The sequence below is a fragment of the Spirochaetae bacterium HGW-Spirochaetae-1 genome, from assembly GCA_002839375.1.
In the GTDB taxonomy this organism is placed as follows: Bacteria; Spirochaetota; UBA4802; order UBA4802; family UBA5550; genus PGXY01.
This window is the reverse complement of the sequence record PGXY01000006.1, coordinates 253,323-265,935: the sequence shown is the minus strand read 5'-3', so window position 1 is coordinate 265,935 and position 12,613 is coordinate 253,323. Positions and strand designations below refer to the sequence as shown.

The 12,613-nt window shown below is 47.1% G+C and carries 9 protein-coding genes; 3 read left to right on the top strand and 6 right to left on the bottom strand.

The window, feature by feature from the left end; translation table 11 throughout:
• Positions 1-85: 85 nt before the first annotated feature.
• Both hrcA and CVV44_13325 read right to left on the bottom strand, forming a co-directional pair.
• Positions 86-1,144: a heat-inducible transcription repressor HrcA gene (gene hrcA / locus CVV44_13330; protein PKL38144.1), complete on the bottom strand. Its 1,059-nt coding sequence runs from the start codon at positions 1,142-1,144 to the stop codon at positions 86-88.
• 93 nt (positions 1,145-1,237) lie between these two features.
• Positions 1,238-2,059: a hypothetical protein gene (locus CVV44_13325; GenBank protein ID PKL38143.1), complete on the bottom strand. Its 822-nt coding sequence runs from the start codon at positions 2,057-2,059 to the stop codon at positions 1,238-1,240.
• A gap of 365 nt (positions 2,060-2,424) precedes the next feature.
• On the opposite strand from CVV44_13325, the gene CVV44_13320 reads away from it, so the two are divergent.
• Complete coding sequence (locus CVV44_13320; GenBank protein PKL38142.1) at positions 2,425-3,744, top strand: inositol-3-phosphate synthase; 1,320 nt, start codon at positions 2,425-2,427, stop codon at positions 3,742-3,744.
• Between the two features lie 62 nt (positions 3,745-3,806).
• Here the strand turns inward: CVV44_13320 and CVV44_13315 are convergent, their stop codons facing one another.
• Together CVV44_13315 and rsmA are read right to left on the bottom strand one after the other, a co-directional pair.
• Positions 3,807-6,263 carry a hypothetical protein gene (locus CVV44_13315; protein ID PKL38141.1) on the bottom strand — a complete coding sequence of 819 codons (2,457 nt, stop codon included), beginning with the start codon at positions 6,261-6,263 and terminating at the stop codon, positions 3,807-3,809.
• 107 nt (positions 6,264-6,370) lie between these two features.
• On the bottom strand, positions 6,371-7,216 hold the full coding sequence (gene rsmA, locus CVV44_13310) for a ribosomal RNA small subunit methyltransferase A (protein ID PKL38140.1): 846 nt from the start codon (positions 7,214-7,216) through the stop codon (positions 6,371-6,373).
• Between the two features lie 166 nt (positions 7,217-7,382).
• Here rsmA and CVV44_13305 point away from each other — a divergent pair, with 166 nt between their 5' ends.
• Together CVV44_13305 and CVV44_13300 are read left to right on the top strand one after the other, a co-directional pair.
• Positions 7,383-9,266 carry a hypothetical protein gene (locus CVV44_13305; protein ID PKL38139.1) on the top strand — a complete coding sequence of 628 codons (1,884 nt, stop codon included), beginning with the start codon at positions 7,383-7,385 and terminating at the stop codon, positions 9,264-9,266.
• Positions 9,267-9,563: 297 nt separating this feature from the next.
• The gene (locus CVV44_13300; protein PKL38138.1) at positions 9,564-11,735 is read left to right on the top strand and encodes a glutamine synthetase type III; all 2,172 of its coding nucleotides are present in this window, start codon (positions 9,564-9,566) and stop codon (positions 11,733-11,735) included.
• Positions 11,736-11,810: 75 nt separating this feature from the next.
• On the opposite strand, the gene CVV44_13295 is transcribed toward CVV44_13300, so the two are convergent.
• Positions 11,811-12,212 carry a VapC toxin family PIN domain ribonuclease gene (locus CVV44_13295; protein PKL38137.1) on the bottom strand — a complete coding sequence of 134 codons (402 nt, stop codon included), beginning with the start codon at positions 12,210-12,212 and terminating at the stop codon, positions 11,811-11,813.
• Positions 12,212-12,442, bottom strand: a complete 231-nt coding sequence (locus CVV44_13290; GenBank protein ID PKL38136.1) for an AbrB/MazE/SpoVT family DNA-binding domain-containing protein — start codon at positions 12,440-12,442, stop codon at positions 12,212-12,214. The genes CVV44_13295 and CVV44_13290 overlap by 1 nt, the downstream gene beginning before the upstream one ends.
• Positions 12,443-12,613: the final 171 nt, after the last annotated feature.

Below are 12,613 nucleotides of genomic sequence, written 5' to 3'. Positions count from 1 at the left end.
ATGGCCTGTTTTACAGACACCCCCGCACATGGCAGCAGGCGCCTTCGATCAATTGTTATACGACACTGATCTTTTAACCGGTCTGTCATTTGGACATTCGGGTCAACAGGTCGGAAACAACCTTCCCTGTATAATCCACAAGAGGGACCACCTTTTCATAATCCATTCTTGTGGGCCCCAACACACCTATTACACCCACATTTCTGTTGCCGATTTTATAGGGCGTGGCAACTACGCTGCATCCCGTCACCCTTGAATCGTCAATCTCTTCACCGATCATGGTCCTGATACCGTCCATTTCCATGGTTATCTCAAGAATTCCCCGGAGAATATTTTTTTCTTCTATAATATTAAGAAGGCTGTTTAACCGCTCCTCTTCAACCATTTCAGGAATTTTCAAAAGATTTTCTATGCCGTCAATGTGCAATTCCGATTCATTTTCTCCGATGAGGCCCAATTCTGCAATATCCAGGGCCATTTCCTTGTTCAATCCCGTCAGTTTTTCCAATCGAAGCCTTTCAAATATAGTCATCTTGATTTCATGGAGCGAATAACCGCAGAGTTCAGAAGTAAGATACCGGGAATATTCCAGAAGTGAATCGGGGGTCAGATTAGCCGAAACAACAACCTTCTTGGTAATCACCATGCCTGTCCTGGCGACAAGAATCATGAGTATCTCATTTGTGTCAACAGGAATCAGTTCAATCCTTTTTACCACGGCAAAATCAGTACGCGGTGTCAGCATGACACCGGCATATCTTGATGTATTGGAGAGCAGCTTTGTTATAGAATCAAAAATTTTATCGAGTTGAAGCTCCCGCGTTATCATCTCCTCCTTGATTCTGATTTCATCATTGTATGAGAAATTGTATTTTTCAAGAAGAGAATCAACGTAGAATCGGTATCCTCGGTCAGTGGGAATTCTCCCGGCCGAGGTATGAGGCTGTTTCAGGTAGCCCAGCATTTCAAGATCAGACATGACATTCCGCATGGTAGCGGGTGAAATCGAGAATGAATACTTCTGCACAAAAGAACGGGAGCCAACGGGCTTACCTGTAAGAATATATTCATACACAAGAGCTCGCAGAATGGCGGATTCACGTTCATCAAGCATTCTATCGTTATTCAAAGTTACTTCAGCCATGGGAAATGCCTCGTTATTAGCACTCAATATCTATGAGTGCTAATAATATACTAAGAAAAAAAAAAGATGTCAAGCCCTGAAAACTACTTTTTGTTACTTTTTAACATCTTTGTCTTTCTTTTTTTTCTCTTTTGCTTTATCTTCTGCTTCAAGTGCCTGCTTGGCAGCATCAATGGTATTCTTCAGTTTTGTTGCATCTTCATCCTCACCAAAAAGGACATGTATTTTCCTCAAGGCAGCCAGGAGTTCAATGGACTTTTTCAGGTCATCGCGTGCTTTGCCTGAAAGTTCATATTTGGTTCTGTACTGCTTGGCCGCTTCTGCCAGACCTTCCTTGCACATGTTCATAAGGTCAATCCGCTCCCTAAAATAGGGTTTGCGCGGGTCCCTGAACCTTGCAACAGCGGAAAAATCCGTGATATTTTTCGTGATAACGGCAACACGGGCCTGAAGCTCAACAAAGGACCATTTCCATTTGGAACCCTCACCTACCTTATTTCTCAGGCTGAAAAATATATTCTCCACCTTGATCATGTAATCAAGCACCTGTTTGGGGTTGAGCTGATCAATACGGAGGAGATATTCGTCATTATCCCTCAGGGAGCGTTCGATATCATCACCCACGATTTCTTCAAGCATCTGCAGTACTTTATAAAATTCCTTGCGGGCGTTATTCAGGAAGTTCTCATTTTTTATCCCCAGCATGTCCAGAGAGAGGTCATTCATGCGCAAATACAGATCTATAAGATTCATAAGATAGGTGGCTATTTCGAGATTATAATAGCTTTCAAGGTTAGGTTTCCTTTTTTTCCGCACAAGAAGTTCACTGGCCTTCTTGTTGATTTCATCAACCTCTTTCTTTATGTCCTTAATCTCGTCATTATAAGCAGCTTTTTCAGCTTTACCGATAGCCATTGTATCACCCGTTTTTACAAAAACATGAAATTATGCCGTGAAATGTTATTTCCGGTCATATAGTATATCGGCTTATTTGTCATCACAAAAAAGTATCATTTGCAGACATCAATAAAAATCAGGTGTGAATTCGTTAGCGGGGTATAAATTTATAATGATAAAAATCAAAAAATAATTTTACTTGACGAAAATAAGTAATAGGTCTACATATTTGCTATTGCCTTCCAGCTTTACGAAAGGCTGTGATCAGTATAGCAGGGAACTGAATTTCAATAAGCATAACTCCAATAAAGTAGCTTTATCAGCTCAATAAGCAAACCTGAATAATATATACTGAATAATTTTTTGTGGTTAAGGAGAAAACATTGGCCTTAAAAGATGCTAACATTAAAAAAGCTGAGGGGAAGCTTGGAATCGTTACCCCTGGTCTTGGTGCAGTTGCCACCACCTTTATTGCTGGTGTATGCCTGATCAGAAAGGGGTTACAAAAACCCATAGGTTCTCTGACCCAGATGGGCAAAATCAGGGTCGGCAAGGGTGACGATGCCCGGCATATTGACATCAAAGATTTTGTTTCTCTCGCCGGCCTTAAGGATATAGAATTCGGCGGGTGGGATATATTTGAAGACAATGTTTATGAAGCGGCGACAAAGGCTGCTGTTTTAAAGAAAGAGCATATTGACCCTATAAAGGATGAGCTTTCGGCCATCAAGCCCTGGAAAGCCGTCTTCAACAAAAAATATGTAAAAAGACTCGACGGGGTTTGGGTTAAAAAAGGGCCATCTTACTGGGACCTGGCACAGCAGGTTAAAGATGATATCCTAAACTTTAAAAAGGAAAAAAACCTGAGCAGAGTCGTTATGGTCTGGTGCGGAAGTACCGAGATATACCAGGAAATGATTCCCGGCGTCCATGATACACTGGCAAACTTTGAAAAAGCCCTGAAAGAAAGCCATGAAAGAATTTCTCCCAGCATGATCTATTGCTACGCGGCAATGGACCTGGGCATTCCTTATGCCAACGGCGCCCCCAACCTCTGTAATGATATACCGGCCCTCTGGGAACTGTCCGAATTACGAAAGGCTCCTATGTGCGGCAAGGATTTTAAAACCGGCCAGACCCTCATGAAAACGATTCTGGCTCCCGGCTTAAAGGCACGCATGCTGGGTGTCACTGGATGGTTCTCCACGAACATCCTGGGCAACAGGGATGGCGAAGTTCTCGATGATCCCGAATCATTCAAAACGAAAGAAGTCAGCAAGCTTTCGGTTCTGGACCAGATATTCCAGCAGAACCTGTATCCCGATCTCTACAAAAACTACTATCACAAGGTTACCATTAACTATTATCCTCCCCGGGGAGATAACAAAGAAGGATGGGACAACATTGATATTTTCGGCTGGCTGGGATACCCCATGCAGATCAAGGTAGACTTTCTCTGCCGCGATTCCATTCTGGCAGCTCCCATTGTTCTTGACCTGGCCCTCTTTCTTGATCTCTCACAGCGAGCCGGTTTCTGGGGCAACCAGGAATGGCTTTCCTTCTATTGGAAGAGCCCCATGCACGCAGTTGATGAGGAAGCGAACCACGATCTCTTCGTGCAGCTCATGAGACTGAAAAACACGCTGCGGTGGATGATGAATGAACCGCCGGTGACGTACCTTGGATCAGAAACATACGATTGACAAATTTCGCGGAGGGGCGATGGGAAACCATCGCCCTTTCTTTATTCCCCGGTAGCAGGCCTTCAGACCAATTCGGTCTCCCCATCCTTCTTTCCCAAATACTGACCTATTTTTAATATGCGGCAGCCATGCATTGAATCATCTGACGCTTCGGCAAGCCGGGCCACAATGGAATCAATCCGGACAGAACCTTCATCGGCAGTGCGCACTATCAGGGTTATACTGTTTGAACCCTCATCAACGCGGCTGCCCGATATAATATCGGAAAAGGCAAAGACCTTCTCCCCTTTCTTCGTTTTTTTAACCAGGGTAATTTCCGATTGAAGATTGTTCCTCATCCGAGAGAAGGTTGCAGCATCAGGGACCGCTATATGATACTCGAAGGCCCTGATAAGTGATCCCAGCGACTCCTTGCCGATAATCGTCCAGTAACCGGTCATTTCAATCCCTTCAGGAAGGAACCCTGAAAGCAGAGACATGGCTTTCTCCGTCACCGGTTTATACAGATCCATGTCGCAAAGCTCCGACATGCTTTCAACACCCAGCGAGAGGGCATAGCCCAAAGATATGCGTTCCCTTTTATTGAATCCCTGGGTAAACGAAATGGGCACATCGGCCATACGCAGAGCCCTTTTCATTACCTCTATAAAATCCAGGTGGGGCAGAAACCTGGCAGGCCCCCGCTTTGTGAAACGGACACGAATTCTCGAGTCTACACCGTACTTTTCCTCGAACTTTGCCGCGGCGCTGCGTATTTTTTCCGTATCCAGTTCCATGGCGGTCTTGTGAACTCCCGGCACCGCAAGACAGGCCGCCTGCCGCGTTTCCCAGCCCTGTATCAGGCGGTCGAAACCCGTATCAACGACCTGCCAGGGTAAAAGCACCTCGCTTCCCCTGGAAGCATGCATACCTTCCCACCCCGGCAATAGTGCATCGAGATTTTTACGCCAGATATCGAAACGGAAAAACTCTCCCCATGAATCAAAGAGGCACCCGTCCCGGTAAGATTGTAATATCACTGCGCCGAGACGCCGGTCGCCGCGGGCGAGAATTCCTTCCAGAAGCGAAGCCTGGACATCGTGATTTTTTATTTTCACAAATCGAGGCAGCCCCTGCTTCACGCGGAGTATGATATCTTCGACGTACGCGGCGTCCATTTGTTTCTCGCGCTGAAAGGGCGTATGCGGTTTCGGAACAAAGGGCGACAGGGTGACATGAATCTCTTTCCTTTTATTTCCCAGCATGATTATTTTTTTGAGAAGGCCGATTATGGCATCGGCCTCGTCGGTATCACCACAACCGGGAAGTCCCACCATGAAATAGAGCTTCACCAGGGTCCAGTTGCGTGTAAAGATATATTCCATAATGCAGAGCAGGTCCGCCTCGCTTACTTTCTTATTGGCTGTTTTCCGCATATCCTCCGAGGCGGACTCCACGGCAAAGGTGAGCGATGATTTCCGCACATCGGATATCCCCTCGATCACCGGAATGGTATTGAGATCCACACGAAGCGACGGCAGGGATACGGATATGCCCCGCTCGGTCAACCCCGGGAGTATAGTATTCAACAGCACCGGCAGGTCACGATAATCGCTCACGGAAAGAGAGGAGAGGGTCAGCTCATCATAACCCGTATTGCCCAATATGGTCGTGACCTTTTCGGCAAGAGCCCGGTAGTCGTAACTTCTGTAAGGGAGGTCATAATATCCCGCATGGCAGAACTTGCACAGATTGTAACAGCCGCGGCTGATTTCTACTACGGCACGCTCCTGGGCGATCCGCATGCCGGGAACAATGGGCCGCTCGGGATCTACGGGTTCATGGCCCCGGTAAATCCTTTTCTTCACCCTCTTCCCCTGAACATCGACGGGCAGCATGCCGTCATAGGTGAAATGATAATCGGAAGGATTCAGAACGCCCTCTATCCCGCTGAGACGCTCGATGGTTTCCCGGCGACTGCTTCCCCCGGCTTTACACTGCAGGAGAACCGTAAGAATATCCTGAATGCCCTCTTCCCCGTCGCCGATAAAAAAGACATCGATGAAGTCGGCCATGGGAAAAGGATTTGAGACCGCCTCGCCGCCGGCCATAATAATGGGATGGCCGTCGCTCCTCTCTGCCGCGAGAAGCGGTATGTGTCCCAGGTCAAGAATCTGCAAAACATTGGTGCACAGGAGTTCGTGCGAAAGATTAAATCCCAGCAGATCGAGGTCCGACAGTGGCGTATATGTTTCCAGGGTATAGAGGGGGATATTCTCTCTCCGGAGAAGCGATTCAAAATCCCGGGCTACGGCAAAGACCCGCTCACAGGCCACGTCTTCCATGCTGTTAGCCCGGTCATAGAGTATGCGGATCCCGTTATTGGACATGCCCACATCGTAAAGATCGGGATAGGATATGGCCATCCTCACGGAAACATCTTTTTTGATAACGGCGTTCAGCTCCCCCCCGATGTATCGGGCTGGTTTCTGTACCTGTAATAAAAATTTTTCGATATCCGCCGTTTGTATTGAACTCATAGTGTTCCGTTATCCTTTATTCATTCCATATTCCTGAAGCTTGCCGGGCTGATTCCATCGATCAATGTCCATGGCCTTCGGACTCACGGCATTCCCGATGTCGCATGTTACATATTGTCGTTTTTTGCGAAAAGAAGCGCCAGCCTGATATAATCGCCGGAACTCAATTCCTCGCCGCGTATTTTTTCATCAATCCCGGCCTCGGCGATGACAGAGCGCACCAGGTTTTTTTCCAGGCGGAGGTGAGGCGATTCGGAAAGCGTCTTCAAAAGTGTTTTCCGCCGTCCCCAGAAGGCCGATTTTACCAGAAGATGAAACATCTCCAGTTGCGCGTCATCGAGCTCCCGCGGTTCCCGCCGTGACAGGTGAAGAAAGGTGGATCCCACATCGGGCCGAGGATGAAAGACATCGTTCCCCAGTTGCAGCACGGCACGGGCCCGGTAATAATACCCCAACGTTACCGTGAGGGCCCCGTAAACCTTGCTGCCCGGCGGCGACATTATCCGGTCAGCCATCTCTTTCTGGACCATCACGAAAATATCACGGGCGCTGAATTTTCCGGCAACGGTAAAGAGTATTTCCGTAGCGCAGTAATAGGGCAGGTTCGATACAATTTTCGTAAAGTTGTCTTCCAGTTCTGTTTTCAGGAAATCACCATGAACCAGGGTGAAGTTCGGAACAGAACCAAGGCTGTCTTCGAGATACCGACAGATTCCCGAATCTATTTCCACTGCCGTGAGCCGGCTGCATCGTTCCGTCATTTTTCCCGTCAGCGCCCCGAGACCGGGTCCTATTTCAAGGATACGATCGCCGGTCTGAATATCAATGATCTTCAGCAGTTTATCCGTTGTGTAATCATCGACAAGGAAATTCTGGCCGTATTTCCTGTTGGGATGCAGGCCGTACCCTTCGGTGATGCTTTTCATATCGGCTTTTTTCATATTGTATGGCATTTCCCTGGAATGGTTCTATTTATCAATTCTATTTTAATAAAAATGATTGCATATTTGTCGTTTTTCTCTATAATGCGAGCATATACGGCATTTTAACGGCAAAAGCACAATGAAGACATTTAACTAAACTGACCACATTAATTAAGATACAAGGAATTATTAAATTATGAAAGAAAAATCCAGTATTAAAAAAATAGGGCATACCATTGAGGAAAAAATTGACAATAAAACAGAAGAATTACAGATAAAATACGGCAATATAACAATCAGGAAAAAAATACTCATAGGTGTTCTGGCCGTGGTGGTTCTGGTCTGGGGCATATCGAATATCCTCTCCCTGATGGAGCTCCGAAGCATTGGCCGCGAGGGTATTATCCAGAAATCACGGGCCATAACACTCATGGGAGAAGCCATCCGGCAGTACCAGTCGGAAAACTGGGACCGGGGCATATACGACCGTGAACAGCTCATAAAAGATATTAAAGGAAAATTCCTCTATACAGTCCCGGTTTTTTCATCAATCGTCACCATGAAAAAAAAGGCCGAAGAGCTGAACTACCAGTTCAGGGTCCCCAAAGTGAGTCCCAGAAATCCCGGGAATGAACCGACAGATCTGGAGAAGCAGGTACTGACAAAGCTGACGGAACAGAATCTCGATGAAGACTTCTTCCTGGATTTTAAAGATAATTCCATCCGCTATTTCAAGGCCATAAGACTGACAAAGGACTGTCTCATCTGCCACGGCGATCCGAAACTTTCCCAAAAGTTATGGGGACGCGATGACGGAACTGATCCCACGGGCGGCAGGATGGAGGGCTGGAAGGAAGGAGAGATACATGGGGCCTTTGAGATAGTATACTCCATGGATGAATACCTGAAAACCATGTACAACCTGACCATTAAAACTACCCTTATTAATATTATCATCATCGTCATTGCCGTCTTACTGATACGGCTTCTGGTTAAAAACGCCTTCTCTCCCCTGGATAGAATGTCACTTTCTCTCGCCGCCATAAACGAGGGTGCCGGTGACCTTACCAGGAAAATCGAGATGAAAACCGACGATGAGGTGGGACATCTTGCGGGTCTCTTCAATACCTTTCTCGGGCAGCTCGAGGATATGGTCATATCCGTCCGGGATTCGGCTGATCAGGTCGCTTCATCATCGACTGAGATGACCACTTCCAGCGTGAACCTTTCCAACGTCGCCCAGGACCAGGCGGCCTCCATCGAAGAAACATCTTCGGGCATGGAGGAAATCAAGGCCACCATTGATTCCGTATCCGGCAATGCCAAAAACCAGTCCCAAAAAGCTGATGCGACCCGGGCCTCAATGGAATTCCTGGCCGAGGCCATCGACAATATCAACAAGAACGCCCAGAACGCCAACAACATGGCCGAAGAGACGCACAACTACGCCAGGGATGGCGAAAACGTACTGGGCCAGACGGTTCTCAGCATGAAGGAAATTTATGACAGTTCATATAAAATCACGGAAATTGTCACCATCATATCGGATATTTCCGACCAGATCAACCTCCTCTCCCTCAATGCCTCTATCGAGGCGGCGCGGGCCGGAGATCACGGGCGGGGATTCGCCGTCGTAGCCGAGGAAATATCCAAACTGGCGGACCAGACAGCCAACAGTTCCGGGGAGATAACCAAGCTGATACAGGAGAGCAACCAGAAGATCAACTCGGGATCAGAACTCGTGGAGAGAACGGCAGAATCGCTGCGACAGATCATCAACAATGTAAAACAGACGGCCGGTCTCATGGAAAACATCGCCGAGTCGTCCATGCAACTGACTACGATGAGCAGCACTGTTTCCGAAGATGTACAGCGTGTGAGCCAGATGTCCGATGAGATATCACTTATGATGGAGGAACAGAGCATCTCCAGCAATGAAATCATCCGGGCCATCAACCAGATAAATGAGATCACCCAAAATGTGGCCAGCGGATCCGAAGAACTGGCAGCGGCGGCCGAGGAACTTTCTTCCCAGGCCGAAATACTTCGCTTCATCGTTGGAAAATTCAAGACCAGGTAAACGACCCTGTCCTGCGCTGCTTTCGATTGCGGTTGCAGCGCTATCCTGCATTTTTACTTCCGCTCCGGGCGTGCATTAATACCGGGCTCCCGGTCAGGATTCGGATACAATTTTTATTATTTTTTCTTTACTTATAACAATTAAGTTCTCTATTGTTACAAATGTTACAATATTGTTACGCAGATGTTAAATTTGACTGATAATACATATCTTTTAATCCCCTCATGTTGACAGGGAAAGGGGTTATAATTACGTTATTTATATTCAAAAATTTACAATAGGTTTCCTGGAGGAATTATGAAACGGAACGAACCGGTGTTGGCAGCAGAAAGAATTTATGAAATCGAGAGAGGAAAGGATAAACCGATCTCTTCATACTTTGGTGAAGATACTTTCAGCCGAAAGGTCATGCAGGACAAACTGCCAAAAAATGTTTATGATAAAATTATATCCGCTATTGAAGATGATAAAAATCTCGACATCGATACGGCCAATGCCGTAGCCCATGCCATGAAGGAATGGGCCATAGAACGGGGCGCAACGCATTTCGCCCACTGGTTTCAGCCCATGACAGGCGCCACAGCCGAAAAACACGACGCCTTTGTTGATCCCGTGGGTCCCGGCGAGGTGATGGAACGCTTCTCGGGCAAGCAACTGGTGCAGGGCGAACCCGACGCATCAAGCTTCCCCAGCGGGGGGCTCCGGGCAACTTTCGAGGCCAGGGGATATACAGCCTGGGACATGACGAGTCCGGCTTTTCTCCGCATGAACGGAATCGGAACAACATTGTGCATCCCCACGGCCTTCATCTCCTATACCGGGGAAGCCCTGGACAAAAAGACCCCGCTCCTTCGATCGGTCCGGGCCGTGAATAACAGCGCCATGCGGGTATTGAGACTTCTGGGCAATAACACATCGAAAAAAATAACGTCGAGCATCGGACCGGAGCAGGAATATTTCCTCATCGACAAGGATTACTTTTTCAAACGCCAGGACCTGGTGCTGGCGGGACGAACCGTCATCGGCGCTCCTCCGGCAAAAGGGCAGGAACTGGAAGACCAGTATTTCGGCAGCATCAAAGAGCGAGTCCAGTCATACATGCATGATGTAGAAGAGGCACTTTTCAGGCTGGGCATCCCCGCCAAGACGAGACACAACGAAGTTGCACCCAGCCAGTTCGAGATAGCTCCCGTTTATGAAGAAGCGAACCTGGCCGTGGATCACAACCAGCTTGTCATGGATACGCTGAAAATGGTTTCCAAGCGACACAATCTGTCGCTGCTGCTCCACGAGAAACCCTTTGCCGGCATCAACGGATCGGGGAAACACGTCAACTGGTCATTAAGTACCGACGACGGGGTGAACCTGCTGAACCCGGGCGACACTCCCCATGACAACATACAGTTCCTCATATTTCTCATCGCCACTATCAAGGCCGTGCACAAACACGCCGACCTGTTGAGGGCTTCCGTGGGTTCCGCCGCCAACGACCATCGTCTCGGCGCCAACGAAGCACCCCCGGCCATCATCTCCATATTCCTGGGCGACCAGCTTACAAATATTCTCGAGGATATCGAGAAAGGTAATGTGACTGCCGCCTCGGATCAGGAAATCATCGACATGGGGCTATCGGCCATTCCCCAGCTGAAAAAGGATAATACGGACCGCAACAGGACATCGCCCTTCGCTTTTACAGGCAACAAGTTTGAATTCAGGGCCGTGGGCTCATCACAGTCCATCGCCTTCCCCGTGACCGTACTGAACACGATCGTGGCAGAGAGCCTCGACGAAGTGGCAGCCAAGCTGGAAAAAAATAAAGGTTCCGACATCAAAAAAGCTGTTATTGAAATCGTCCGCGAGGAACTGAAAGATGTCAAAAGCGTCCTTTTCAACGGCGACAACTATGCGGACGAATGGCACAAGGAAGCTGAAAAACGCGGACTGCCAAATCTCAAGACAACACCGGAAGCACTGCGATCCCTTGTTGCTGAAAAGGCATTGAAACTCTTCGAGAAATACGGCGTGCTCTCTCAAGTTGAACTCAAATCACGCTATCACATACGCCTGGAAAAATACGCCAAGGATATTGAAATCGAAGCCAAGGCGCTTAAACAAATGGTGATGACACAGGTTATCCCCGCAGCAGTAAATTATCAGAAACACCTTGCGTCAGCCATCGGCAGTACCGCATCGGTACTGGGCGGCAGCGCCGATCTCGGCGCACAGAAAGATCTCCTGGGCGTCATATCGAAACTTATTAACGACAGCGCCAAGGGAATCGAAGTGCTGAGGGAAAAAGTTGCCAAGGCCGAGGGAATGGACGATGTCCAGAAAAAGGCCGATTTCATCAACAGCGACATAAAAACCCAGATGGCAGCGGTCCGCAAAGACGTAGACAGGCTGGAAACGCTGGTGGACGACGAACTGTGGCAGATACCTAAATTCTGGGAGATGCTTTTTATCTGCTAGGGAAATATTACATGCTAATAAACGTACGGGCAGGTCGCGACCTGCCCGTACGTTTATATCGGATATTGCTTTTTATCAGCTTTTAACCCAGTTCTCAATTCTAATTCCTTTTACTCTTTCGAATTCCTTTATATTATTGGTAACCAGTATCAATTTTTTTGATTTAGCCTGGGCTGAAATCAAAAAATCCATTGGTCCGATCATACTGCCATTTTTTTCCAGGTCTGCTTTAATAATGCCGAATTCGGCAGCATCATTATCATCAAAATATAAAATGTTGAAAACTGACAAAAACTCAATCAAAGAAATTTTATTCTTTTCAGGAAACCTGCTTTTTGCCACACCATATTCCAACTCTGCAACCGTTATCGATGAGATATAGATTTCTTTTTTTAATTTTGTTTTTAATGTTTGCAGTACATCAACGGGTTTTTTGTTAATTATATAAATGCAGATATTCGTATCGAGTAAATACATCACATATCTTCTCTCTTTTGATTCTTTCCCTGGTCGCGCCCCTCACTCATAAAATCATCGGTGAAGTTATTTAATCCATTCAGAAATACTTCCCAGGATTTATCATGAGGAAGAAGAATTACGGCATCGCCGACTTTCTGGATAAGCACGTCACTGCCGGAAAATTGAAATTCTTTCGGCAGCCTGACCGCCTGGCTCCGGCCATTCATAAAAAGTTTAGCACTTTGCATAATAGATACCTCTGGAATATAATATATATCATGGTATATATCCTGTCAACGCTTTAATGCAAAATTATCGCTTGCTGTCGATGCAGCCGTTATTAAAATGTGGAATTTTGATTTATAGTGGAGCCGGCTGGAAGGCAGAAATGAGGGTTCAATATTTAATTTTCATAAAAG

What these genes read in the sequence shown, in the direction of transcription:
- hrcA (PKL38144.1), bottom strand. Translation starts at nt 1,144, where the DNA reads ATGGCTGAAGTAACTTTGAATAACGATAGAATGCTTGATGAACGTGAA.
- CVV44_13325 (PKL38143.1), bottom strand. Translation starts at nt 2,059, where the DNA reads ATGGCTATCGGTAAAGCTGAAAAAGCTGCTTATAATGACGAGATTAAG.
- CVV44_13315 (PKL38141.1), bottom strand. Translation starts at nt 6,263, where the DNA reads ATGAGTTCAATACAAACGGCGGATATCGAAAAATTTTTATTACAGGTA.
- rsmA (PKL38140.1), bottom strand. Translation starts at nt 7,216, where the DNA reads ATGCCATACAATATGAAAAAAGCCGATATGAAAAGCATCACCGAAGGG.
- CVV44_13305 (PKL38139.1), top strand. Translation starts at nt 7,383, where the DNA reads ATGAAAGAAAAATCCAGTATTAAAAAAATAGGGCATACCATTGAGGAA.
- CVV44_13300 (PKL38138.1), top strand. Translation starts at nt 9,564, where the DNA reads ATGAAACGGAACGAACCGGTGTTGGCAGCAGAAAGAATTTATGAAATC.
- CVV44_13295 (PKL38137.1), bottom strand. Translation starts at nt 12,212, where the DNA reads ATGTATTTACTCGATACGAATATCTGCATTTATATAATTAACAAAAAA.
- CVV44_13290 (PKL38136.1), bottom strand. Translation starts at nt 12,442, where the DNA reads ATGCAAAGTGCTAAACTTTTTATGAATGGCCGGAGCCAGGCGGTCAGG.